Annotated in this window: 29 protein-coding genes and 3 pseudogenes; 19 read left to right on the top strand and 13 right to left on the bottom strand. The window is 68.1% G+C overall.

All coding sequences use genetic code 11. The features are described 5' to 3' along the window. Positions 1 to 102: 102 nt before the first annotated feature. Positions 103 to 855, top strand: coding sequence for an ABC transporter permease (locus tag ACFWZ2_RS40035; RefSeq protein ID WP_384554488.1), 753 nt, complete (start codon positions 103 to 105; stop codon positions 853 to 855). Between the two features lie 93 nt (positions 856 to 948). Further along, entirely contained in the window at positions 949 to 1,167 is a 219-nt protein-coding gene (locus tag ACFWZ2_RS40030) for a hypothetical protein (protein ID WP_384554482.1), read from the top strand. A gap of 377 nt (positions 1,168 to 1,544) precedes the next feature. Here the strand turns inward: ACFWZ2_RS40030 and ACFWZ2_RS40025 are convergent, their stop codons facing one another. From ACFWZ2_RS40025 to ACFWZ2_RS40010, 4 genes are all read right to left on the bottom strand, one after another. Beyond that, positions 1,545 to 1,748, bottom strand: coding sequence for a hypothetical protein (locus ACFWZ2_RS40025; RefSeq protein ID WP_384554481.1), 204 nt, complete (start codon positions 1,746 to 1,748; stop codon positions 1,545 to 1,547). Positions 1,749 to 1,914: 166 nt separating this feature from the next. Then, positions 1,915 to 2,076 carry a hypothetical protein gene (locus ACFWZ2_RS40020; RefSeq protein WP_384554479.1) on the bottom strand — a complete coding sequence of 54 codons (162 nt, stop codon included), beginning with the start codon at positions 2,074 to 2,076 and terminating at the stop codon, positions 1,915 to 1,917. Positions 2,077 to 2,083: 7 nt separating this feature from the next. Further along, positions 2,084 to 2,353 carry a hypothetical protein gene (locus ACFWZ2_RS40015; protein ID WP_384554478.1) on the bottom strand — a complete coding sequence of 90 codons (270 nt, stop codon included), beginning with the start codon at positions 2,351 to 2,353 and terminating at the stop codon, positions 2,084 to 2,086. Positions 2,354 to 2,362: 9 nt separating this feature from the next. Then, entirely contained in the window at positions 2,363 to 2,563 is a 201-nt protein-coding gene (locus ACFWZ2_RS40010) for a hypothetical protein (protein WP_384554476.1), read from the bottom strand. 65 nt (positions 2,564 to 2,628) lie between these two features. Between ACFWZ2_RS40010 and ACFWZ2_RS40005 the strand changes: the two genes are divergently transcribed. Further along, positions 2,629 to 2,886: a hypothetical protein gene (locus ACFWZ2_RS40005; protein WP_384554474.1), complete on the top strand. Its 258-nt coding sequence runs from the start codon at positions 2,629 to 2,631 to the stop codon at positions 2,884 to 2,886. Here ACFWZ2_RS40005 and ACFWZ2_RS40000 read toward each other — a convergent pair. Next, on the bottom strand, positions 2,873 to 3,049 hold the full coding sequence (locus ACFWZ2_RS40000) for a hypothetical protein (RefSeq protein ID WP_384554472.1): 177 nt from the start codon (positions 3,047 to 3,049) through the stop codon (positions 2,873 to 2,875). The genes ACFWZ2_RS40005 and ACFWZ2_RS40000 overlap by 14 nt on opposite strands. A 424-nt stretch (positions 3,050 to 3,473) precedes the next feature. Between ACFWZ2_RS40000 and ACFWZ2_RS39995 the strand changes: the two genes are divergently transcribed. Beyond that, positions 3,474 to 4,352, top strand: coding sequence for an IS5 family transposase (locus ACFWZ2_RS39995; protein ID WP_384554470.1), 879 nt, complete (start codon positions 3,474 to 3,476; stop codon positions 4,350 to 4,352). A 137-nt stretch (positions 4,353 to 4,489) separates the two neighbouring features. Here the strand turns inward: ACFWZ2_RS39995 and ACFWZ2_RS39990 are convergent, their stop codons facing one another. Next, positions 4,490 to 5,227 carry a calcium-binding protein gene (locus ACFWZ2_RS39990; RefSeq protein ID WP_384554468.1) on the bottom strand — a complete coding sequence of 246 codons (738 nt, stop codon included), beginning with the start codon at positions 5,225 to 5,227 and terminating at the stop codon, positions 4,490 to 4,492. A gap of 1,183 nt (positions 5,228 to 6,410) precedes the next feature. Here ACFWZ2_RS39990 and ACFWZ2_RS39985 point away from each other — a divergent pair. The 3 genes and pseudogenes from ACFWZ2_RS39985 to ACFWZ2_RS39975 all read left to right on the top strand — a co-directional run. After that, positions 6,411 to 6,742, top strand: a pseudogene (locus ACFWZ2_RS39985) (transposase); the annotation flags it as partial. Between the two features lie 39 nt (positions 6,743 to 6,781). Then, a complete protein-coding gene (locus ACFWZ2_RS39980; RefSeq protein WP_384554466.1) occupies positions 6,782 to 7,186 on the top strand; it encodes an ArsR/SmtB family transcription factor in 405 nt (134 codons plus the stop codon). Continuing rightward, on the top strand, positions 7,179 to 7,835 hold the full coding sequence (locus ACFWZ2_RS39975) for an SRPBCC family protein (RefSeq protein ID WP_384554464.1): 657 nt from the start codon (positions 7,179 to 7,181) through the stop codon (positions 7,833 to 7,835). Before ACFWZ2_RS39980 ends, ACFWZ2_RS39975 begins: the two co-directional genes overlap by 8 nt. Here ACFWZ2_RS39975 and ACFWZ2_RS39970 read toward each other — a convergent pair. After that, a complete protein-coding gene (locus tag ACFWZ2_RS39970) occupies positions 7,808 to 8,389 on the bottom strand; it encodes a cation:proton antiporter (protein ID WP_384554486.1) in 582 nt (193 codons plus the stop codon). The genes ACFWZ2_RS39975 and ACFWZ2_RS39970 overlap by 28 nt on opposite strands. Before the next feature lie 280 nt (positions 8,390 to 8,669). On the opposite strand from ACFWZ2_RS39970, the gene ACFWZ2_RS39965 reads away from it, so the two are divergent. Next, the gene (locus ACFWZ2_RS39965; protein WP_384554462.1) at positions 8,670 to 9,200 is read left to right on the top strand and encodes an SMI1/KNR4 family protein; all 531 of its coding nucleotides are present in this window, start codon (positions 8,670 to 8,672) and stop codon (positions 9,198 to 9,200) included. A 47-nt stretch (positions 9,201 to 9,247) separates the two neighbouring features. Further along, on the top strand, positions 9,248 to 9,547 hold the full coding sequence (locus tag ACFWZ2_RS39960; protein ID WP_384554460.1) for a hypothetical protein: 300 nt from the start codon (positions 9,248 to 9,250) through the stop codon (positions 9,545 to 9,547). Here ACFWZ2_RS39960 and ACFWZ2_RS39955 read toward each other — a convergent pair. The 3 genes and pseudogenes from ACFWZ2_RS39955 to ACFWZ2_RS39945 all read right to left on the bottom strand — a co-directional run bounded on the left by ACFWZ2_RS39955 (position 9,537) and on the right by ACFWZ2_RS39945 (position 11,928). After that, the gene (locus tag ACFWZ2_RS39955; RefSeq protein WP_384554458.1) at positions 9,537 to 10,283 is read right to left on the bottom strand and encodes a hypothetical protein; all 747 of its coding nucleotides are present in this window, start codon (positions 10,281 to 10,283) and stop codon (positions 9,537 to 9,539) included. The genes ACFWZ2_RS39960 and ACFWZ2_RS39955 overlap by 11 nt on opposite strands. A 478-nt stretch (positions 10,284 to 10,761) precedes the next feature. Beyond that, positions 10,762 to 11,073: pseudogene (locus ACFWZ2_RS39950) on the bottom strand (DNA polymerase III subunit alpha); the annotation flags it as partial. Between the two features lie 465 nt (positions 11,074 to 11,538). Then, positions 11,539 to 11,928 (bottom strand): hypothetical protein, encoded by a 390-nt coding sequence (locus ACFWZ2_RS39945; RefSeq protein ID WP_384554456.1) that lies wholly within the window; start codon positions 11,926 to 11,928, stop codon positions 11,539 to 11,541. 177 nt (positions 11,929 to 12,105) lie between these two features. On the opposite strand from ACFWZ2_RS39945, the gene ACFWZ2_RS39940 reads away from it, so the two are divergent. Then, positions 12,106 to 12,477: a hypothetical protein gene (locus ACFWZ2_RS39940; protein ID WP_384554454.1), complete on the top strand. Its 372-nt coding sequence runs from the start codon at positions 12,106 to 12,108 to the stop codon at positions 12,475 to 12,477. Between the two features lie 89 nt (positions 12,478 to 12,566). On the opposite strand, the gene ACFWZ2_RS39935 is transcribed toward ACFWZ2_RS39940, so the two are convergent. Continuing rightward, positions 12,567 to 13,412 carry a class I SAM-dependent methyltransferase gene (locus tag ACFWZ2_RS39935; RefSeq protein WP_384554452.1) on the bottom strand — a complete coding sequence of 282 codons (846 nt, stop codon included), beginning with the start codon at positions 13,410 to 13,412 and terminating at the stop codon, positions 12,567 to 12,569. A 326-nt stretch (positions 13,413 to 13,738) separates the two neighbouring features. On the opposite strand from ACFWZ2_RS39935, the gene ACFWZ2_RS39930 reads away from it, so the two are divergent. Then, a complete protein-coding gene (locus ACFWZ2_RS39930; RefSeq protein ID WP_384554450.1) occupies positions 13,739 to 14,098 on the top strand; it encodes an ANTAR domain-containing protein in 360 nt (119 codons plus the stop codon). 58 nt (positions 14,099 to 14,156) lie between these two features. Here ACFWZ2_RS39930 and ACFWZ2_RS39925 read toward each other — a convergent pair whose 3' ends face one another. Beyond that, positions 14,157 to 14,372, bottom strand: coding sequence for a LexA family protein (locus ACFWZ2_RS39925; RefSeq protein WP_384554448.1), 216 nt, complete (start codon positions 14,370 to 14,372; stop codon positions 14,157 to 14,159). 473 nt (positions 14,373 to 14,845) lie between these two features. On the opposite strand from ACFWZ2_RS39925, the gene ACFWZ2_RS39920 reads away from it, so the two are divergent. Together ACFWZ2_RS39920 and ACFWZ2_RS39915 are read left to right on the top strand one after the other, a co-directional pair. After that, positions 14,846 to 15,574, top strand: coding sequence for a hypothetical protein (locus tag ACFWZ2_RS39920; RefSeq protein WP_384554446.1), 729 nt, complete (start codon positions 14,846 to 14,848; stop codon positions 15,572 to 15,574). Beyond that, positions 15,490 to 15,717: a hypothetical protein gene (locus tag ACFWZ2_RS39915; RefSeq protein WP_384554444.1), complete on the top strand. Its 228-nt coding sequence runs from the start codon at positions 15,490 to 15,492 to the stop codon at positions 15,715 to 15,717. Before ACFWZ2_RS39920 ends, ACFWZ2_RS39915 begins: the two co-directional genes overlap by 85 nt. Positions 15,718 to 15,775: 58 nt before the next feature. Here the strand turns inward: ACFWZ2_RS39915 and ACFWZ2_RS39910 are convergent, their stop codons facing one another. After that, positions 15,776 to 16,072, bottom strand: a complete 297-nt coding sequence (locus tag ACFWZ2_RS39910; RefSeq protein WP_384554442.1) for a winged helix-turn-helix transcriptional regulator — start codon at positions 16,070 to 16,072, stop codon at positions 15,776 to 15,778. 146 nt (positions 16,073 to 16,218) lie between these two features. Between ACFWZ2_RS39910 and ACFWZ2_RS39905 the strand changes: the two genes are divergently transcribed. From ACFWZ2_RS39905 to ACFWZ2_RS39880, 6 genes and pseudogenes are all read left to right on the top strand, one after another. Then, positions 16,219 to 16,803, top strand: a complete 585-nt coding sequence (locus ACFWZ2_RS39905; protein WP_384554440.1) for a carboxymuconolactone decarboxylase family protein — start codon at positions 16,219 to 16,221, stop codon at positions 16,801 to 16,803. 103 nt (positions 16,804 to 16,906) lie between these two features. Next, a complete protein-coding gene (gene nadC / locus ACFWZ2_RS39900; protein ID WP_384554438.1) occupies positions 16,907 to 17,944 on the top strand; it encodes a carboxylating nicotinate-nucleotide diphosphorylase in 1,038 nt (345 codons plus the stop codon). Between the two features lie 309 nt (positions 17,945 to 18,253). Further along, a pseudogene (locus ACFWZ2_RS39895) lies at positions 18,254 to 18,502 on the top strand (MBL fold metallo-hydrolase); the annotation flags it as partial. Between the two features lie 614 nt (positions 18,503 to 19,116). Next, positions 19,117 to 20,070 (top strand): N-acetyltransferase, encoded by a 954-nt coding sequence (locus ACFWZ2_RS39890; protein ID WP_384554436.1) that lies wholly within the window; start codon positions 19,117 to 19,119, stop codon positions 20,068 to 20,070. A gap of 202 nt (positions 20,071 to 20,272) precedes the next feature. After that, positions 20,273 to 20,698, top strand: a complete 426-nt coding sequence (locus ACFWZ2_RS39885) for a hypothetical protein (protein ID WP_384554434.1) — start codon at positions 20,273 to 20,275, stop codon at positions 20,696 to 20,698. Between the two features lie 468 nt (positions 20,699 to 21,166). Then, on the top strand, positions 21,167 to 22,435 hold the full coding sequence (locus ACFWZ2_RS39880) for a hypothetical protein (RefSeq protein WP_384554432.1): 1,269 nt from the start codon (positions 21,167 to 21,169) through the stop codon (positions 22,433 to 22,435). The last annotated feature ends 197 nt before the right edge of the window (positions 22,436 to 22,632 follow it).

Genomic DNA, 22,632 nt, shown 5'->3' with positions numbered 1-22,632 from the left:
CACACACTGATCAGGACGACTTCAGACCAACTGTCCCTCGAAAGGAACCGCACCCACAGGCAATCGACGCAGTCGACAGGTCGTCGGATCCCACGCGGTGATATGGCCGCGACCGTCTACCGCGAGTACGCCCTTCTCACGCGCAACCGCACCAACCTGCTGCTGGCGGTGGTGCCGACCGCCGTCTATCTGCTGCTATTCGCCACGTCTTTGTCACACCTCGTGGGCAGTGTCAGGTACGGAGGCCGCCGCGTCGACTACGCCGAATTCACCGTTCCCGCGCTACTGCTCTCCGCCATGCTCGCGGCCGCCACCACCGCAGGAGTCTCGCTCTTCCAAGAACGCTTGGGCCGCATGGACATCCAGCTGTGGTCGTACCCGCTGCGCCGCAGCAGCTACGTAGCGGGGAAGCTCGTGGTCAGTACCGCACTCGTGCTGCTGCAGAGCCTGGCAGCGCTGACGGCGGCGTTGGTGCTGTTCGACTTCCGCTGGCCACCCGGGCATTGGGCAGCTGTGCTATGCGGGAGCGTGGTGGCCTCGATGGCGTTCAATGGCCTGTATCTGCTGCTCGCCACCGTGTTCACGGACTTCCAGCGCTTCACCGTCACCATCAATGTCGTGGCGCCAGTTCTGCTCTTTGCCAGCCCGTCGTTCTATCCACCGCAGGACATGGCGCCCGTGCTGCGTGTGCTGTCCTGGGCGAATCCGGTGACCTATGGAATCCGATGCCTCCGGGACGCGGTCTTTGGGGGCTTCGGCGCGGCTTGGCCCTGGATGCTGGTGCTGGCCGCTGTAGCCTCGCTGAGCTGCGCCCTGATCAGCCGCGCACTTCTAGCGCTCGCCCGTGCAGCGTGAGAGCGCACCGGCTTTGCACCACTGCCACCCGGATAGCTGCGGGTGCGTTCGAGAGGGAAGACCTCGGATAGCGCACGCAAGAACGAGCCGCCGATGACCGGGTCGCCTTCGGTGCCCGGTGGCAGGGAGGGGGCCGTCGATGGCAGCGGGGGCTTCACCGCGCTGATGGCCCAGGCAGACACCGGTGAGGATTTCAACTGGGCGGTCTTGGTGGAGTCCACGATCGTGCGGTCGCACCAGCATGCGGCCGGGGCCCGTACGAAGGGGCCCCGGCCGACCAGGCCGGACACGGTCCTGGCCGACAAGGCGTAGTCCTCTTCCTCGCGCACGATCCGCGACCATCTACGCAAGCGGGGTATCCCTGCTGTGATTCCCGTTCCAGCGAACCGGCGTGGCCACAGACTGCGCCGGGCAGCGGGCCACCGGCCATCGGCCGGCAGGCATGCAGGCAGCGCACCACCGTCGAGCGCTGCCTCAACCGCCTTAGGCAGGGGCGCGGCCTGGCCACCCGCTACGAGAAGACCGCGACCATCTATCTGGCCGGACGCCACATCGTCGGCATCTTCCGCTGAACTGGCTGCAGGTCAGCTGGTTCAGAGCCTGTCGGGCACGATCGCCGTGCGGCTTCGTCCACGGTAGCGAGCGGCCCGGGGGTGCGTGTGCGGTCCGGGGTGCACCGGCCTGGGGCGTCAGTGGTGGCGGTGGTCGTCGTCGAGGTCGATGTCGATCTGGTCGCGGATGAGTTTGTGGATGCCTGCGCCGGGGTCGTTGGGGGTGATGACGGCCGAGGGTGGGTGTGGGGTGTGGTCGGGGTAGGCGGCTGCGGTGGTGGCTGCGAGTACGACGGCTGCCGCGGCCGCGAGCAGGCATCTGGTGCGCCGGTTGTGCGGCATGAGGGCCTCCTGGTGGTTGCCGGGAGGACAGTGTGCTGCTGCGGAATGAGAGGGCTTCTTAGGTTCCGGGCGACCTCAGTGGCAGGGGCCGCAGCAGAGTGTGCCGGTGCACTGGTGGTTGATCCGGCAGCGTTGGTGCATGCGGCGTGCCCAGTCGTTGAGGCCGTCAGGTACGGTCCGGGTGGGCGACAGCGGCGTCAGTGAGGGCCCTGGCGGTGTCGCATGCGGTGGACAGGCACGGCGCGACGTCGATGAGGGCGAGGATGTCGTCGGGGAGCTGTTCGCGGGTGTCGCCTGGCGGCGGCGGGGGCGGAGTCCAGTCGACCACGGCTGCCTCACGCTTCGAAGTAGGCGATGGTGACGATGGTGCGCCGCACGGTCATCGTGTAGACGATCCGGACCTCGGTGCCGGGGGCGCGGTACTCCCACATGACGCCGCCGTGTTCGGTCTTGACACGCATCACGCCGATGGTGGGATCAGCGGCGATGGCGGACAGGGCGCGGTCGACGGCGATCTCTTCAGCAGGTGTGAAGCGGCCGGCTTGTTCGACAGCGACGGGGCCAAGGACGATGCGGGCTCCGGGCCTGCGGTGCTGGGGCGCCATGGCGCCTGATTATGCCGCGCTGCCGCTCACGTCGATGCCGTGTTTGGCGTACAGGCCGACGCGGAGTTCTTCCCAGTCTGCGGTGGGGGTGCGGCTGTCGCGGATGTTCTCCCAGTGGGCGGCGAGTTCCTCGTTGCCGGCTTCCCGGGCGGCGCCGATGGTCTCGTCGAGGTCTGCGAGTTCCTCAGCGGTCCATGCCGGTGCGCTCATCTGGGCCTCCCGCAAACTTGACTCGTGGGACTCCACCACCGTAGCGGACGAGTACGCACTCACACATGCACGTGCAATTCTCCGTGACCACGGTCGACGATGCCCTGTTGTTCCGGTTGAGGATGACGAACGGCTGCTCCCCTCTGCTCACGCAGACCGAGGCGCAGGATGTTGTGGAGGTGCTGGGTGTGGTGCTGGACGGCGGGGATGCCGACGAGCAGTTGATGTTCTGCCTGTTGTCGTACCTCGCCGTGCGGGTGCAGTCGCGGGGGTGGGGCGCCCCGGCCGCGACGCCGGGGCGCTGTTGCGTCACCTGCGGGTGAATGCCGTGAGGAGTGCCGCGGTGGCGGCGATCCAGTCGGGGCTCACTCCGGCGCACACGAGCACGGTCACGGTGATCGTCACGGTGACCACGATGATGTGCCACTCGTTTGCTCCGTGTTTCGGCCGCCCGTCGGGGGCATGCACACAGTGAGGTACGGTCACGTACTTCTCCTTCCAGGGTTCTGGTTGGTGGGCCCCTGGTGCAGGCAGGTTGGGAAGCCGGTAGTCCTGCACCGGGGGCCTCGGCATGTCGCCGTGAACCCTTCATACCCCGGGGGGACTTGGGGGGATGCTGACCTGGCTCATGGTGCTGGTGCACGCGTCGGGCATGTGTGCGCCGGTTGCGCCCGGTCTGCTGCGGGACCGTGGGTTAGGTCACGCTTAAGAACGGGGCAAACCATCTGAAATTGCAGCCGCCTTCGATATGCGGACTCCTGGCTATGCATGTTGAACGTTCACCGCCCACGAGACGTCAGCGCCATCGGAACGGGGGAGTGCCTACTCGCGGCGCAGTCCCGCCTGCGAGTGGCTAGGGCGTGTCCGATGGGTCGGTGACCGTTGATGTTGCTGGATCGTTGTGGGAGGTGTGGACCGGGGTGATTCGACAGATGCGGAGTGGGTTCGCCTCTCACCGCATCTGCCGCAGAGTGTCGGGCGGGGCGGGCGTTGGAAGTGTCATCGCACCGTGGTCAATGGCATCTTCTTCCGGTTGCGGACCGGTGTTCCGTGGCGGGATCTGCCGACTCGGTTCGGGAGTTGGAAGACGGTTCATGACAGGCATCGTCGGTGGTCGGCGGGCGGTACGTGGGAGAGGGTTCTTCGGGCTGTGCAGGCCGATGCGGACAGGGCGGGCCGGATCGACTGGAGTGTCGTCAGTGTGGACTCGACGACGTGTCGGGCTCATTTCCATGCTGCGGGGGCGAGAAGAGTTCCGGCGCGCGTTCCGGGTCTGCGGCGTCGACCGACCGGGCATCGTTCTGATGAGGGGCTGGGCCGTTCACGGGGCGGTTTCTCCAGCAAGATCCATGTGGCGAGCGAGGGTGGCTGTCGTCCGCTCGCGTTCGTGATTACGCCTGGGCAGTGGGGCGATGCACCGCAGATGATCGAGGTTTTGGACCGTGTCCGCGTCCCCCGCCTGTCTGGCGGGCGTCCTCGTACCCGGCCGGAGCGGGTATGTGCTGATCGCGCCTACAGTTCGCGCCGCAATCGCCGCTATCTGCGCAGACGCCAGATCAAACACACCATCCCGGAGCCTGCCAACCAGAAGGCCGGTCGTCGGCGTCGTGGCAGTGCGGGCGGTCGGCCCGTCGGCTTCGACCGGCAGGTCTACCGGCGCAGGAACGAAGCGGAGCGGACCGTCTTGGCGCTCAAATGCTTCCGGGCCGTGGCCACGCGGTACGACAAGCGGGCGTACGTGTTCCACGGCACCATCGCGTTGGCTGCCATACGGCTCTGGCTGCGCTGAGCTACTTCGAACGGATCCGGTGGGCGCTGGGCGGTGGGGCGTCGCCATGGGAGGGCGGGGTCCGGTACGTGGGGGTGCCCCGCTCACGGGTTCGTGCCGGCGGGCGGGGCATTGGTGGGCGGGCCGGTGGTGCTGGTTCAGCAGCTGATGCTGGTGTCGCCCGCGTCGGTGGCGCAGGTGTCGTTGCCGTTGCCGCCGTCGGCGGTGTCGCCTGCGACGGTGTCCTGGACGTCGAGGCTGTCGTCACCGTTGTCCCCGTTGAGGGTGTCGGTGCCGCTGTGGTCGATGATCGTGTCGGTGCCGTTGTTGCCGTTGGCGGTGTCGTTGCCGGGGCCCGGGTAGATGGTGTCGTTGCCGTTGCCGCCGCTGATGGTGTCGTTGCCGCCCAGACCGCAGATGGTGTCGTCACCGTTGGTGCCGGTCAGCGTGTCGTCCCCGCTCGTGCCGGTGATCGTGCACCCGGGAGGGGTGTCGTCGACGTAGGTGTACTCGTCAGCCGGGGTGGCATCGCTGAAGCAGTCCTCGAAGAGGTCCACGAGGGTGATGTGCACGGTCCCGGCCGCGTGGGCCGGGGCGGTCGCGGTGATGCTGGTGTCGCTGTTGATGGTGAAGGACGCCGGGCTGGACCCGAAGGACACGGACCCGACCTGATTGCAGTTGCCGCCCTCGAAGCCGAAGCCGGTGATCTCGACGGAGGTGCCGCCGCTGGTGGGGCCCGAGGTGGGGCTGACTGCCGTGATGGCCTGGCTGGGATGTGCGTGCGCGGGAGCGGCCAGGCCGACCAGTCCCCACGCCGCGAGCGCGATCGCGGCGAGCAGGGTGGCCAGGCGGCCGCGCAGGGACGGTCGTTGCCTCGTGGGGATGGTTAAGAACATGGTCGGTCCTCCTTCACGGTCGCGCGCCATGCCCTGGCCGGCCCCGGTCAGGGACCGGCCAGGGACGAGGGCATCGCGCTGCTACAACCCGCCATGAGCGGCGGGCTCGGGTGTTCTCCCCTTGACGGGCCCGCGCACCGGGGCCGCAACGGGGTCTGGGCCGTGGGGGCGTCGCAGGAATGTGGTCCACCGGATGAGAACGGGGCCCAGCGTCCCACCGCCCGCACTCGGCAGGGAATCACCCACACGGGGTACTGGCATAGGACAAATGCGTCTGCCGCAGGCCGCTGCCCGGCCACTCGGGCACGGTTTCTACGGCGCGCAGTCACCTCACCGACCGGCGGACGACGTAGCCCTGCCGTGCAACACCAGGGCTACCCCGCTTCGCGCGCGCACCATCCTGCACCCATCCGAACGCATTCCCGTCCCTGGCACACCCCTGAACGACTCTGCCAACCGTCACATGCGTCACTGATCAGAGGATTGGACACAGCTGATCAGCTTGACTCCGATTCCTGCCTTCACAGGATCGCCAGCCGGGCTGGACGCGCAGACAGTCAACGCCTCTGCGCAGGCTGCCTCGAAAGCACATCTGACTGCGGCCTTGTTGATCCCTCGGGCGTTCACCTCCGTTGCCCATGGGGACGGGGCTCAATCCGCTGCTCGGCTGCACTGGTGGTGTAACCGTCGTGCTCGAACTAAATGAAGTGAACGCAGGCACGGTTACCCGACCCGCCGGACAGCCTCTAGGCCGAAGCGTTCGTTGTGCCCGTACTCGGCACCGCAGTCGCCGCTCTCCAGGAACGTGCGGTGGGGTAGGGGTAGGTGACTCGGAGGCGCAGGGGCTGGGTGTCAGTGGCCTTCTCGACGGTGGTCTGTAGCCAAGGCTGCTGAGCAGCCGTGCGTACTCCTTGAGGTGCTCCTGCGGGTCGGGCCCGTCGTGGATGACGCGGATGGTGACCGTATTGTCCTGGCTGGGGCGGCACCCGCTGTGACCGCCTGCGGTGAAGCGGTCGTTGATGGCACGGATCGATGCACGGGACGCCACGGCGGCCTCCTGACGTCGTGTGACGACTCAGCGAGCTCAGGACCGGGTGCGGCGGATCACGATGGTGGCGTCGTCATCGGCGTCAGCGGTTTCCTCGGCGGGGAACTGGTACGACAGGCGACAGCTTCCGGGCGCGGGCCGGGGCGACCGCGGGTGCGGCCCGAGCGTGTGGTGGCGGACAAGGGCTACTCGGCCCGCACCTTCCGCGCCTACCTGCGCAAGCGCGGCATCAAGGCCACCATTCCCGAACGCGTTGACCAGCTCGCGGGCTGAAGGCGGCGCCGCGAACGCCCCTGCGGCTTCGACAAGGCCCACTACCGGCGCCGCAACGTCGTCGAACGCTGCTTCCACCGCCCTGAGCAGTGGCGCGGCACGCCACCCGTTACGAGAAGCAGCCAGCAATGCCCAGGCTTCGCCGTGCTCGTCGAATTTGGAAGAGCCAGCTGGGCGGCGACACGCTTATATAAGTATTGACTTATATAAGTTGTGGGTGGCAGTCTGGGGTCGTGCACGCATTCGACGTACTGGGCGATCCGGTCCGGCGCCGCATCTTGGAACTGCTGGCCGAAGGCGAGCAGACCTCCGGCGCGGTGACCGCCGTGGTCCGACAGGAGTTCGCGATCTCCCAGCCGGCCGTGTCGCAGCATCTGCGGGTACTGCGCGAGAGTGGGTTCACGACGGTGCGCGCCGAGGGCGCGCGTCGGCTCTACGCGGTCGACGCGGCTCCGCTGCGTGAGGTGGACGTCTGGCTGGAGCGGTTCCGCGGCTTCTGGGAACAGCGCCTGGATGCCCTCGGTACGGAGTTGGCCCGAGGCGAGCGGTCCCGCCGGTTGCGGGGCGGTGCGCAAGGGGGTGGAGGTACGCGGCAGTGCGCTGCCGGGACTGAGGACGAGGAGAGTTCCGATGACTGACATCGTTGACCAGGTCAACGCCATGCACCGCGAGGTGCGGGACACCGAGACCCCCAACGGGACCGGACGCAGCATCATCATGCGGCGCACCTATGACGCTGCCGTCGATGACGTCTGGGAGGCGTGCACCGATGCGGAGCGGCTGGGGCGCTGGTTCCTGCCGGTGAGCGGCGAGCTGAAGCTGGGCGGCCGTTACCAGTTGGAGGGCAATGCGGGCGGTGAGGTGTTGCGCTGCGAGCCGCCCCGTCTGTTGCGGGTCAGTTGGGTCTTCGGGGAGCCCAAGGAGGGCGATCTCAGTGAGGTCGAGGTGCGGCTGACGCCCCAGGGCGAGCAGCGCACGGTCTTCGAGCTGGAGCACGTCGCGGTCATGACCGACCCGACGTTCTGGAACACCTTCGGCCCTGGAGCAACCGGTGTCGGCTGGGACCTGGCCCTGGTCGGCTTCGGGTGGTACCTCGCCCAGGGCGAGGCCTTCGACCGGGAGGCGACGCAGGCGTGGAGCGAGTCCGAGGATGCGCGAAAGTATCTGGCCGCCAGCAGCCGGGCCTGGGGACAGGCGAACGAGACGTATGGCACGCCCGCCGAAACCGCCACAGCGATGGCCTTGGCCACCACCAACTTCTACGTGCCACCGACCACCGCCCCCTGAGGTGTGGGCGACGGCAAATTTCGGTGTGGGCTGTGGGGCTGGCCAAGAACTCCCTCCAGGGCCACCCCACCACCTCCTCGGCATCCGTGTGCGGTCAGCGAGGAGCCCCCTGCTTCAGCGCCGTTCGTATCTGGTGGCCCTGGCAGGGAGGACCTGCTGTGACGCCCGGCCGGGCTACTGAGGGGAATCGGCAGAGATGCGCAGCGGGACGCTGCACCACGCCAGCCGACGGCGCCGCGCTCGGCTCGGCTGAAGTCGAGCCCGGTGAGCGACGTGTACACCGGCACGATGCGGGCGACGGTGAGCGCGAGCAGCGCGTAGCCGACGACGGGCCAGCTGAGCCCATCGGCCGTGAACTCGTCGGCGGTCAGCTTCCCGAAGAGGAACCACACGGCGAGAGCCATCACCTCCCCGGCGTCGTGGGCGAGTTCGAGGTTGCGGTGGCCGACGGCGTGTGTGGTGGTGGCGTAGCACCAGCCGGCGACGAACGCGGCGACGAAACCGTTGCCGCCGACCAGCAGCGACATGGCGTACGTCATGAACGGCAGCGCCAGGGTGGCAAGCCGCAGCCCGGCGGGCCTGGCCCACCCCGCACCGAGCGCACGCGCGGCGTACCAGGTAGGCGGCCCCCAGGCCGAGACCCGTACCGATCAGCACCGCCAACGCCGCGCCTTTGAGGGCGTTGAGCAGCAGGTCGATGAACGATTCGCCTTCGGGGGAGACGAGGTACGAGACGCTGCGTGCGTTATTCCCCGCCGAGTGACGGCCGGTCGGCGAAGGGTGTGGCTCCCCTGCAGGGACGGATGTCTGCAGGTCGTGGCAGGATCCGACCACATGAGTGAGCGTTTGTTGTCGTCGGCCTGGCTGTCCTTGTGGGTGAGTACGGTCTCCGGCGCGCTGGAGGAGATGACGGAGGAGTTCGAGCGCAAGCACGGTTTCCCTCCGGGAACCAACCAGGTCCGCCTGGCCGACCGCGAAGACCAAGAGGCGGCGCGTGCTCTGGGCTGCGAAGCTCCTGCAGCCGTCGACCTGGCCACCTTCTACGGCAGTATCGGCGAGGTTGTCTGGGAGGACGTCGGTAACGGCTACTTCATGCATCCAGCGTGCGATGTCCATCAGCAGCTTGTGGAGTACGGGGCGGTCCGGGTGGGCGAGAGCCAGGAGCCGTGCGGGCTGGTGATCGGATCGGACGGGGGCGGCGTCTCCTATGTCATCGGCCCTGACGGATCGATCCACCGCACGCGGACAGCATCACTGGACGAGCCGGAATTCGACAGGGTGGCGGATGACCTGCGCCAGTTCCTGGAGCTGCTGGACCGCTCCTTGGCTCGGTTCGTTGCCACGGGCGAACCGGGGTATCTCTAGCCTCCGGGGCACGCCGGTGCCGCTGCGAGAGGACGGTGAGGGCGGCGATGGGCTCGTTGGCCGAGGAGTTGCAGCGGCTCGAAGCCGAGGCCCGGGAGCGGGTGGAGCAACTCCGCGAGAAGATAGCGGAGTTGACCGGGCAGCTCTCCGTGACGGAGGAGCGGGTAATGCGCAGACTCGACATCACCGGTTCCCGCTGGAGCGTCCCCGGCGCCGAAGCCGTCCTCACCCTGTGGGCCGTGATCAGCAACGGGGACCTCCCGGAGTACTGGGCATTCCACATCGAGAGGGAACGCGAACGCCTCTATCCCCACACCGACCAGCACAACTACGAGCTCACGGCCTGACCGGCGACCTCACTTCGCGAGAGCCACACCCGTCGGCGAACGCCCGCAACTGACGGTCTGAAGCCGTCTCAACGAGCCGCACGATCCCGGGGTCCTTGGCCCCGAGGGCGTCCCTTGCTACCGCGCACCAGTCATCGCGCTCGAGGAGAGCCAGGTAGCCGTTCCTATAAGGCTGCCATCGCTGAACAGGCCCGATCGAACCTGCGTCACCGTTTTCTCCCAGGCTGCTGGCCAACCACGCAGCGATGCAGTAGCGGCTGGCCGAAGGCCCCAAACGCTCGAGGTGACGCAGATGTGCAGCCAGCACCGCCTCGGCATGGGGATAGCGCGAGAGGGTCGTTCCCATGCCTTGGCTGAAGGTCATCACCAGCAGCAGCCTGCCGGTGTGGTCAGTGATCTCGTCATCCACGGTGGGGCCGGTGATGACTTCGTGAAGGCCAGCGGTCTGGGCCACACTGCCGACGAAGTACGCGTTGAGGAAGTCGCCATCGCATGCGCTGCGGAGGAGCCAGGGCCGAGCAACGGGATCGTCGAGTCGGCAGAGGGCTTCCACGACGTAGACCCGTCCCCACCCGGTGACTCGATCAGCGAGCCAGAGAACGGCCTCGGTGCCTCCAGGCAGTTGTTCCAAGGCGCGTGCGGCGAGGGGACCGAAATGGTTGGACAGCAGGCCAATGGTCTGAATCAAGGGGATATCGTCGACCGTGGCCACGGCGGCGACCAGGGCAAGCCCCATGGTGACGGTGCTCCGCCCGCTCAGCAGCGGCAGCGATGTGTTCGTTGGGGTGTATCGGAACGTAGACGTCGTGGAAGGCGTGAGCCAACTCGCTTGGAAGGGCAGAGGCACGGGCGAAATGCGCGTCCAGGATGAGTGCGGCATCCTTGCCGGCCAAGCGCCGATCCTCCGGCACCTTCGGCCGAAGCCGGCGACGGTGCAATGCGTCGTCGGAGTAAGGTTCCCCGTCCCGCGGTAGCGGCTCACCCGGCGCCAGCCGGTGCAGTCGTAGAGCGTGTTCAAACAGGGTTGTCTGTGATCCGGGCAGTTGCGTCCCGGCCATCTCGCTCATCGGCGGACGGAGGACTCGATTCTGTTGATCATGTCCGGGAGCCTGACACGGTCCGCTGCCGCCCGCAAGGCTGCTCAGCGGCGGCATCTCATGGCAGCCGCGGAACTCTCGCACCTCTTGTAGCCAACCGGCTCTCGATGCAGGCCGTTCAGGCTCGCTCGTGTCGGCCTGCAGCATCGGGTAGTCGCCGCCCGGGGTGGGCTGCACGGGCAACCGGTCCAGCAGGCTCACGTTGGAGAGGATGACGCCGCAGGGGTGCATGGCGTAGCCGCGCACGAGCCCGTCCAGGCCCTCGGCCAGCTCCCACAGCGGCCCGAACTCCTTTGTGCGTGCGGCCAGTTGGCACAGTTCAGGGAGATCGGCGAGCGCAGAGCGGATGTCACACGCCCTGATGTGCGGAAAGCTCTTGGCGATCGTGTCCACGGTGTCCGGGGCGATGTCGAGCGCAAGCCCGGCATCCCCGGTTTCCCTGTTGAATCGGCGCGTTGATGCCGAACAAGGGGCGCGTGTTCACGATGAGTTGGCGGGTTTTCTGAGTTCCGTGTGATGGGCAACGGCACGGGCTGTGGAGTTCATTGATCACAGGCTGGGAGGAACTGCCGTCTCGTGAAATAGGGACAGCATCCGAGCAGGGGACCCCATCTTCCTCGTCCCCGGCCACCACGTTGATCCGGTACTGAGTCGGTACGGCCAATCGTCGGTCTTCCGTTCCTATCGGGAGGAGACCCGCCGGAATTAGGCCACGGAGGGAGCGGTGCGGGGCGCTGCGGCTGCTGCGCCAGTGCCGCCACCCCATCCCCGGATCCTGCGCGGTGAGCGTGCAAGAGGCCGCGGTCGCCTCGGTCTCGGCGAACAGCGCCGCCGCCCGCTCCGGTCCGTGCCCGGCCGCCTCGGCGATACGGGCGGCAACCGCGCCCATCTGGGTCAGCCCCTTGAGCCACCGCTCGTCGCCATCCAACTGGCGCCGGTCGACCGGGCGCAGCAGCCGGGCTGCGTCCAGCACATCCGTGAGCGGTGCTGCTCCGGATCGGCGTAGCGGGCCGCGTTGGAGACCACGACCGGCACGTGGAGCCGGTCGCCGAGCTGCACGGTGCGCGCGGCCAGCCGCAGCGAGCCCGCCCCCGTACCGGCCCGGCCCAGGAAGACGGCCTCCAGCCGCAACCCCGCCCCCGCCATCCTCCGCCACGGCGCGAGCAGCTCCTCCGCCAGATCCAGGCGCCCGGACATCAGCGTGGCCACCGGCTCGGAGGCGGGACCCAGCAGCACTATCAGACCGTCCCGGAGGTGCTCCTTGAGCACAGGCCAGGCCGCCACCGGCACACCGTCCACCGGCCGGGCATGGGCGGTGGACACGATCCGGCACAGCCGCGCCCACCCGCCCTTCCCCAGACTGCGACATGTCTCATGAGGCCAGGACTCGTGCAAGTTCCGTGGTTGCGTGGTTGGTTGAGCACGGGCCGGTCGGCGTATAGCAGGACAGGCACGGGCTTCGTGAGCATCGTGGTGTCTAAGCCCGGTGGCCGGGTCGCCGACCTGCGTCCCTACTTCGATTCGGTTCCCGACCCGCGCTCGCGGCGGGGCCGTTGGTGCTCGCTGACGGCGCGACTGACCACCGAAAACCAGCACCTACGCAACCGTCTGTCCGAAGCCCTTGGCGAACAGGTCTGGAAAGAGACCGGCCTGGGCGGCCCGACCGACATCCAGCAACTTCAGCGACGGATCACCGAACTGGAACAACAGGCCGTCGGGCTATGCCGACAACTCTCCGACCGCGACAACGAACTCGCCGCGGCTCGCGCCACCAACCGCGGCCTGATGGCCCACCTGAACGAAAGCGCGAAAGGTCATAGGGAACAACAATGACGATCTCCCAGGGGAGAGCTGAACTATCATTGGTTCGCGCGAATTCGGGACAGACCTCGCCGTGGGACAGCTTCTGCGGAACCGCTCGCTCAGGTGACCCGCGCGGCCACCAGGGTCTCGAAGGTATAGGGCCGCAGGCCGTCGGTACGGCCGGCGAAGTACCGCTGCTGGAGGTCTGCACGTGCGGGGTGGTCCACGACCTTCAGCCCGCACTGGCTGATCAGCCTCTCGATCCCGGATACCGGCCAGCCGGGCTGAAGAGGCTCGCCGACCGAAGCCGCGATCGGTGTGTAGATACGGGCGTATTCCCTCCCCGCGTCGTCGAGCGCAGCGTCCTCGGCCCGGTAGGAGAACACCACCTCAGACCCGGGAGCAGCCGCCGCGATCGTGTGCAACGTCGACTCGATCGCCTGTGCCGTCAGATAGGGGGCGACGCCCGTCCAGCAGAACATCGCCGGCTGCGCCCAGTCGAACCCGGCCGCGCCCAGAGCATCCTGAACCGGTGCGGCCTCGAAATCTACCGGCACGAATACCTGCGAGGCATTGAGCGGCAGGCCGAGATCTCTGACCCGCTCGAGCTTCCAGGCCTGGGAGGCAGGGTGGTCAACCTCGAACACCGTCAGCGAGCCGAGCAGATCCGGCCGCCGCCACGCGAACGAGTCAAGCCCCGCGCCGAGAATCACGTACTGCGTGAAGGCACCAGCAGCCAGCCGGTCCTCGGCGTACCGACTGCGGGTGCAGACGGCTGCACGGGCCTCGCGACGGACCGGGTCGGGGAACAGCGGATCGAACTGGTTTCGCAGCTGCTGCCATACCGGGCCGACAAGCACCAGGGCCAGCACATCGTCCAGTACCCACGGCGACGCCGTCTCCAGGCGAAACAATCCACGCGACACAGCCGCGAACATCGCCGTCCTGCTCGGCGCGCTTTCCATGCATTCCTCCTTGCCGGCCAGAACCCAGCATGCCGACCACACTCACCCACTCCGCGCCCTTCACAGAATGCGCCTGAAGCGTCCTGATGGCCATAGCCAGATCGCCTGGCAGCCACGATCTGCTCGCCATCGGGATCCTCCACAACGACCGGGCGCGCACGGTTCGTGGCGTTCCTTGCAGTCCGCGGGAACGGAACCGAACGGCCAACTCCCGGCGAACAGGAGCCCCTGTGGAACAGGGTTCGCCGGCGGCATGGAAGAGGGTTGCGTCGCACCAGCTGACCAGGGACTCTGTGGAACAGGCCCCCGCCCTTGAGGAGACCTCATTGACTGCTAACCCTCATCACCCCGGGCCCGGTCCCGAGGAGGCTGCGTCCGCGTCGGAAAGAGTGGGGGAACTGGCCGACGAGGTCGCACAGTTGAAGCAAGCGGTGTGGTCGCACGCGACCGTCGACCAAGCGATCGGAATCGTGCTCGTGCTGGGCCGGATGACTCCGGAGGAGGCGTGGGACGTACTCCGCGAGGTCTCGATGCGGACCAACATCAAGCTCCGGGACGTATCCCGGCAGATCGTCGACTGGGGTGGCACGGGCGTGCTCACGGATCAGCTGCGTGACGAGCTGGACCGCCAACTCGCCCTGCGGCGCCCGTCCGACGTCGAGTCGACGACAGGCGACTATACGTAGCGAATGGGACCCGAAACAGGTCCCCTTCCCTCGTGCCACAGAGTTGGTAACGGATGACTCACCGGACCAGCCTGTACGTCTTGTGACGGTGAGGGCCTCGGGTGACCGAACCGAGCTGTTGGAGGCGGCCAGGCTGGTAGTGCACGGCCGACTTGCTGGAGAGTCCGACGCGCTCCGCGATCTCCGCCACGGGCGGCGCTTCGCCTGTCTCGGCGATCACCTCGCGCATGCACCGCAGGATCTGTACCTGTCGCTCGGTCGGAGAATCGCTCACGGTCAGCGCCTCTCACGGGCGAGACGGAGCAGCTCCTGGCGGGCGCCGGGCATACGTACCTCCGGGGGCGGCTCACCAGTTCGCGCGAGAGCTCGAGCAGGCGACGCCGCAGGACAGTTCGGCCGGGCTGCTCGGCGAGCTGCTGGGAGGTGGCCATCCATAGCTCTGTGAGTGCCGCTGTCCACAAGAACTCAGACCAGCCGCTCAGCGAACAACTCCCACACATGCGCGAGCTGTACGGCGAGGCTTACCGCCAATACGTCAGGTTCCTCTACTCCGCGTATGACGCAGCCCATGTGGACGACGTAGTGAGCCGCCCTCTTCCGCCAACGCCTCCTGAGCGTGGCTAAGTTCCGATACCGTTCAAGGACGGCAGATGCCCCCCCGTAGGGCGTCACCTCCGAAACAGTGCGAGCCCCGGCAAGGAGACTGCAACTCCCGCCAGGGCTCTGACCATTGGAGAGTGACCTCCTATGGCTGAGCTGCACACTGGTGCGCCCACCAGCACCCCGGGCACCCAAACTCCACGCTGGGTATCCCTCCTCACCGACCTCGGCCGTCCCGTCGTCGCCGCCTGGGTCATGATTATGTGTGCCCCCGGCGAGCACCACCTCGGCCGCCTCGCGGGCTGGTCCGATCACCTCGCCTGGGGCATGGCCGGGGTCCTCGCCGCGTACGCCGGGATCGCCGCGGCCGTGGCGAGCAAGCGCCCGAAGGGCGCCCCCGGCAAGAAGTCCGCGGTGGCCGGCGCCTGGCTGTCTCTCGGCGCCGCGATGTCCGCACAGCCGATCAGCCACATGTTCGTCACCGGGCACTGGACCGCCCAGCCGCGCCCACCCGTGTGGCTGGTCGTCACCGTCTCGTGCATCCCGGCGCTCGTCCTCGGGCATCTGCTGCACCTCGCGGCCACACCGGTTCCGGCCGTCTCGGTGACGCCCGTCGCCGTGCCCGTCACGAAGCCAACGACCCCCGTCACGGCGCAGGCGGTACCTGCTGGCGTCCGTCTGCTCCCGATCGTGGGACGTACCGCCCCGGCTCCGATCACGTGCAGCGACCCGCGCTGCGCCGTGATCCGCACGCTGTACGCCGACGGCACACGACCCGGCGCACAGGTGATGTGCGAAGCACTCGTGGCCGTCGGATTCTGGAAGAGGGCTGGACCATCGAACCGGAGGGCCTGGCCCGCATCGCCCCGTACCTGACCGAGCACATCAACCGGTTCGGCGAGTACTCCACCCATGAGCTCGGCATCCAGCCCGACCCGTACGACCCGAAGCTGGACGTCGACTTCACCCCTCTGCGCGGCGACGAGCCGGCGACCGAGGGGTTTTCGCGGGCCGCGTGAGCCCGTGTCCCGGGTCGGCGGCCGTCAGATCACCGCTCCACCTGGTCGGGTGTGACCTTCACGTCTCCGTGGGCTCCTGATCGTTGTGTTCTTGCTCCTGCGCCCAGGTGGTCGCCCATTCGTCGAACGGACGGAGGGCGTGACTGAGTGCTGTCCCCAGCCGAGTGAGTTCGTAGCCACGGGCCGAGGGGGAGATGATCCCGCTCGATGTGAGTTCACGGAGCCGCTGGTAGAGAACGCTGGACGATAGCCCTTCGCACCGTGCCAGCAGCGCGCGGGCGCCGAGCGGACCCGCACGCAGTTCCCAGAGAATTCGCAGTGCCCACCGGCGGCCGAACAGGTCCATCGCGGCCATGAGGGGACGGCCGGTCGTCGATCCGCGAACCGGTGTTCCTGGGCGTGGTGTCGGCATACTCCTCCTCACCCTTGCGTTTCGTTATTCGAAACACTAGCATCCACTCGGCGTTTCTGATTTCGAAACATACCTCGACGGGAGAGCCGATGTCGCGGATAGCCCTGCTGGACCCGCCGTACACCGACCAGGCCGGCGCGCTGCTCGCGCGCATGATGCCCGGGGAGGCCCCGCCGATCGGGCTGTTCCGGATGTTCGCCAGAAACATCCCCATGGCCGACGCCATGCACGGGTGGGGTCGCTACGAGTTGGGCAGACAGCTGACCCTGACCATGCGGGAACGCGAGATCGTCATCGACCGGACGTGCGCGCTGTGCGGCTGCGAGTACGAGTGGGGCGTGCACATGATGACGTTCGCCGAACGGGTCGGACTCACCCGTGAGCAGGCGGCATCCCTGGTGCACGGCGGCCCCGCTGACGAGTGCTGGACGTCCGAGAGGGAACGGCTGCTCATCCTCGCTGTTGATGCGCTGCACGAGCGTTCCGACATCGATGACGCGCTGTGGACACGGCTCGTGTCGGTCTTCGATGAGCTCCAACTGCTCGATCTGCTTCTGCTGTGCGGGTGGTACCACGCCGTCAGCTTCGCCGCGCGCGCCACGCGCGTGCCGCACGAGCCCGGCGCGCCTCGATTCGCCGACTTCCTCCCCAACACGACCGGGACCAACCGATGAGGCCCTGTTCTCCCGAAGCTGCCACGAAGTGACAAGTAACTCAGCGTGTCGTTGGGGCCCATCCCTGCGCCGACCACAGGGCCACCGCAAAGGAGCAGCAGCTGTGACCACCCCCGACCGTCCGCCCCAGTCCGTGCTCCTGCCCCAGTTCGGCCCGCCGGACCGGACCGTCGCCGTCGGAGTGGACGGCAGTGGCGCTGGGGTGTGCGGCTGTGGGTTCGGTCCGGTGGAGTGTGGTCTGGGCCCGGTGCTGGTCGAGATGTTGGCTGCTGCGGGGCTGGATCCTGTGGTGGTCGAGGACGTCGTGCGCCTGGCGATCGAGGAGGACCTCGGCCAGGGCGCGGATGTGACCACGGTGGCTACCGTGCCCGAGGACGCCCGCGCGAGGGGCGACTTCACCGCCCGCGAGGCCGGTGTGGTGGCCGGGATGCCGGTGGCCGAGGCGGTCCTGTCGGTGGTGTGCGGCGACGATGTCGTGGTCGAGCGGCATGTGGCCGATGGCGCGTCGGTGGCCGCCGGTCAGCGGCTGCTCACGGTCACCGCCCGCACCCGGGACCTGCTGACCGCCGAGCGCAGCGCGTTGAACCTGCTGTGCCGGCTGTCCGGCATCGCCACCGCGACCAACAGGTGGGTGCTGGCGATCGAGGGCACCGGGGCGCAGGTGCGCGACACCCGCAAGACCACGCCGGGGCTGCGGTCGCTGGAGAAGTACGCGGTGCGCTGCGGCGGCGGCGTCAACCTCCGGATGTCGCTCTCGGACGCCGCTCTGGTCAAGGACAATCACGTGATCGCGGCCGGTGGTGTCGCCCGGGCGTTCGCGCTGGTCCGTGCGGAGTTCCCGGACGTGCCGGTAGAGGTCGAGGTCGACACCCTGCGCCAGCTGCGGGAGGCGCTGGCCGAGGGTGCGGACCTGATCCTGCTGGACAACTTCACGCCCGACGAGACCGCCGGGGCGGTCGCCGTCGTCGCCGGCCGGGCTCTCCTGGAGTCCTCCGGGCGGCTCACCCTGGCCACCGCCCGCGCGTACGCCGAGACCGGCGTGAACTTCCTGTCCGTCGGGGCCCTCACGCACTCCGCCCCGATCCTGGACATCGGCCTCGACCTGCGCGCGCAAGTGCCGGCAGCGCAGAGGGAAGCGTAGAGGCGGTTGCTGCTCACCATGTTGGTCGGTCCACAGGAGTTGCCCATCGGGGCCCTTCGGCCCGACACGGTTGCGTGAGTCCTCGACGTGGCGGCCAGAGCGGCCGACCTTGAGAGTGCACGGGATGGGCCCATCACCAGGAACTCGATCTGCTGTCGGCAGAAACTTTCAGGACAAGGCCACGGAGCCTGCCAGCATGACCCGATGCAGAAGAAGACGGCAGTGCGTCGACTCGATCTGGCCCGCTTCGTCCGACCGGCATCAGAAGTCGGGGACCCGCAGCCACGCGTGGAACGCGTACTCGCCTAGCTGGCTCAGTACGGGGGAGGACTGATCCTCTTCGATGCCGGCATCGGCGCTGCCGACCCCGAAACCGAAGCCCACTACCGTCCCCGGCGCAGGCCACTTGAGGCCGCCCTTGCAGCCGCGGGAGTCACCCGTGCTGACATCTCCCTGGTGGTGAACTGCCACCTGCATTTCGACCACTGCGGGGGGAACCCCTTGTTCAGCGACAAGCCCATCGTGGTACAGGCCGCGGAACTGGCCACCGTCCGACGGCAGCCTGATGGGTATCGACATCACTTCGTCCTCGGCGAGTGCCGTGTGGCCTGCTTACAACAGGCTCTGGGTGAGGATCGCGTTACAACAGGCTCTGGGTGAGGATCGCGGCGATGATGCTCCGGGGCGGCAGGCCGGTGCTGCTCCTGTGCCCCTTGACGCCCGACGAATGGGCCGGCGCGGCCGCGGATGCCGTGGACCGGCCGTGTGTTGCGTGGGCGCGTCTGGACTGTACCGACGCCGAGCGGCGTACCCGTCTTGCCGCTCGGGGCTGGGAGTCCGGCCAGATCGAGGGGGCGGTCAAGGACGCGGAAGAGCTCCGGGCTGCGGTGGACCGGGAGTTCACCACTACAGGCCGCGGTTCTGCGGAGGTCGCCGTGGCCGTGGCTGACTGGGCCAGCAGCAGCCGGTGCACGCCCTGGTCCGACGTGGGTGCGGCTCTTTTGGAGGGGCGAGTGCATCCGTACCGATCTGCAGGTGCACAAGGGGGGATGGTGCTGCCTGGTGAGTATCGGGAAACGCACTGCCGCTTCGTGCCGGTGCCGGTGTAGTCTCGGCCGGGTACCGCACCGTATGGCGGCCTTCCGACGCAGCACTTCGACCGGAGGTCAGTCATGCCCGCACTTATGGTGCGTTCCTTTCGTCGCGACGACCGCGACCAGCTCACCGAACTGGTCAACCAGCATGTTGCCGCTGTTGTTCCCGGTGTTTCCGTCTCGGTCAACACTGTGCTCAGTAACCTGGAGCGGCAGGCGGAGGAGTTCATTACCGGCCCCTGGGTGAGCGAGCGGGTGACGCTCGTTGCCGAACAGCGCGGGTCCGTGGTGGCCGCGGCCCACCTATTGCGCTACGGCGCTGACAGTGAGATCGGCGAGGACTACCGGGACGCAGGCGAGATCGGCTGGTTCGTGTGCCGTCCGCCGGCCTCCTTCTGGCCGGACTCGGATGAGGCCGCCGACCTGTTGATGTCGGCCTGTCTGGCCCAGCTGGAGCGGTGGAACGTCCGGTCCCGCTATGCCTCCGGCGAGCTGCCCGCGCCCGTCGTCTATGGTCTGCCCCGGAACTGGCCGCACGTGCGCTCCGTGTATGAGCGCGCGGGTTTCCGGCATGTCGGGGACACGGAGGTGATCCTGATCGCGCCGACGGCCGGCCTTCCGGTCCTTGAGCCTCTCCCCGGCGTGACGGCACAGCGCACGCAAGGGGAATGCGGTACGCGATTCACGGCACACGCTGCCGACGGGCACGTGCTCGGTTTCATCGAGGTTGACACGGCCCTGGCCCGCCCGGAGCGCCATACCCGTTCCGGGGGCCTCGCCGACATCGGCAACCTCCACATCGACCCGGCCCACGATGGCGAGGGAGTGGAGCGCTGGCTGCTCGCTCAGGCCGCCGACTGGCTCTGTCTGTGCGGCGTGGAGCGGGTCGTCGCCTACGAGGCGGCCGCGGACCAGACATCGATCGGCCGGCTGACGTCGGCAGGCTTCCGGGAACTGACCCGCACCGACCGCCGCTGGGAACACCTCCCCGGGCGAGGCGGCGCCAACTCCCCAGTACAGAACGGAAGATGATCACGGGTGCCGTGCCGCCCTTCCCGAGGAGCCGCACCCGGTCGCGTGTGCGGATCTCGTCGGGTGGGGCGGTGTCACGGGGGGTCTCGTGTGTGGCGGCGGACCGTGGCAGTGACAAACACCGTTGCTGCGGGTGGCGATACGCCGCACTGGTGCGGCCGGGTAGGTTCGCCGTGGTGTCTCGGGGGTGAGGGGGACGGGTATGCCTGAGTTGGTCAGTCACGGAGAGGTGCCGGTGGAAGTTGACTTCTACGGGTTCGCCTTGCAGGACTACGACGGCATGCAGGTGCCCTCACGGTTCCCTGAGGGATGGGAGAGGGGGCCCTTTGTGGCGGCGCATCATGGGCGCCTGGATTTCACCAGTGGCGGCCACACTCATACGGCCGCGCTGACGGTCGAGGTGTGGGACGCGGAGCCGTTGGCGCCGTCTGGCGGCTGGGAGGAATCCGCGTTTGCGGAGATTGCTTGCCGGTCGGGACAGCTCGAGGCCTGCGGTGTGGCCGGCGGTCCGGTGGCGGAACCGAACACTCTGTCGGAGCGCTCGGGGGAAGCCGATGGACACCTGAAGTGGCGGGGCAGTCGTCCATCTAGGTGTGCTGTCCTGGGAGATTGGTTCCGCGGCCGCTGACTGGCAGGCCTCGCACTTGTCCCGGTCCCAGGTCCGCTCGTTGAACGACTCGGTCCAGCGGTGCTTGCGATCCTTGCGCCGCGACGGCTCCACCACCGTGACCCGCAGCGTCCCCTCGTGCTTGGGCAGGCCGCTACTGCAGGTGCGGCACAACCCCTGGCAGGACCCGCACAGTTGATCAACCTTCGACGTAGCAGCCCGGCAGCGCGGGCTCTCCCGCTCACACCCCTCGCACAGGTGGAGTCGTTCCGATGAGCGGAACAGAACATGACCGTGCCTGCTGCTGCGTGTGATGCTTCCGCCTGTTGTTCCTCAAGCCTTAAGGGGGATGTCATGGCACGCCGGTTACGTTTCCTCAGATGGGTCTGGGGGCCGAGGTCACGTCCTGCGCAGAGCCGGCACGACACCTCGCCGACGTTGGACGGGCACCGAAGCAGGATCCGGGGCAAACAGCGCACGAGAACCGTCGTGCTGGGGACAGTGCTGGTGTTGACGTGCTCGGCCGTCGCGGCGGCCGCAGGCGCGGAACGGCCCGCGAGTAATCCGCCCAAACCCGTGCCGCGCGCTGCCCCGGGGACGTCCGGGCTGCCGCTGCCCAAGGGGCCGGTGCCCGGTGGTTTCGCCACCTGGACGGACCTGTTCGGCCTGCAGCAGCGCCTCAACACCAAGGCCATGAGGATCGAAAAGGCGGCGCGCGCGCAACGGCAGGACAATCCGGTGGGCATCGTCGCCGCCCCGGAGAACCGGGCGCTGCGCGTGTACTGGCACGGCACCGTGCCCGACAGCATGCGTCGCCAACTCAGCAGCCGCGCGGGGGAGGTGCCGGTCGAGGTTCTTCCCGCGCGGTTCAGCGCCAGCGCGTTGCGCACTGCGGTGCACAAACTCAACGCCTCGGGGGGCACGACCATGGCCGTGCCCCAGCCCGACGGCAGCGGTATCGCCGTGCGGTGGTCCCCTGGTACGCGACGACACCCGCGCGCCGTCGACGAGATCCCGGTCTCCCTGGCCACCGGCGCGAGCCCTCACGGCTCCAAGGACATCCCCCTGACGGGCAGGTGTGCCGACGGCGCTGGCTACTGCCGCGAGGACGACATCTCGCCTTACTACGCCGGCGCCCGCATTTCCAACTGCACCGTCGGCTGGCCCCTGCGTTTGGCCAACGATGCTCCCGCCCTGCTCACCGCCGGCCACTGCGGCGCCGACGGCACCCTCGCCTATGACGGCGGCAATGATCTGATGGGCGTGTACGGCAACCACAGCAACGGCGCCGACCACGCGAGCATCGGGGCCGCGGGGTCCGGCCGGATGTGGGACGGCAACTGGCAGAACTCCACCTTCACCAAGGCCATCGACGGCTGGACCGGTACCTTCGTCGGCAACTACGTCTGCACCTCCGGCTCACGCTCCGGAGCACTGTGCGGATTCCGGGTCAGCTACGTCGACCCCTCCATCCCTCCAGGCACTCCCAGCGCCGGCGCCTACGCAGTCGAAGACACTGCCCAATACGGCCCCGGGCAAGGGGACAGCGGAGGGCCGGTCTTCAGCCTCACGGGCGACGGCTCACGAGTGGTTGCCCAGGGCACGGTGACTGCCGGCGCCGACGATGCACGCGTCCCCTGCCGGGGAGAGAACTGGGAAGGGCGAAAGTGCTCCTGGTTCTTCAGTTTTGACCGCCTCGACTACGCTTTCGGTAGCGTCACTTCCCCCTTCTTCGGCGCCCGCCTCGTCACAGGCTGAGCTCCACTCGCCGCCTCACACCCGCAGGCGCACCGATCCCTGACCACGATCGGTGCGCGTGCGCGTTTCGAGCCGGTCCTTGCCCCGTGGATCGACCACGACGACGATCCCCCTTGATCGAGGGCACCCTGACCCGCCTCCAGGCGAACCGCCCCTGCGGGCAGCGGACAAGTCCCAGGAGCCCACCGACGCACAGG

Source organism: Streptomyces sp. NPDC059002, assembly GCF_042740435.1.
Lineage (GTDB): Bacteria > Actinomycetota > Actinomycetes > Streptomycetales > Streptomycetaceae > Streptomyces.
This window is presented reverse-complemented; position numbering and strand designations above follow the sequence as displayed.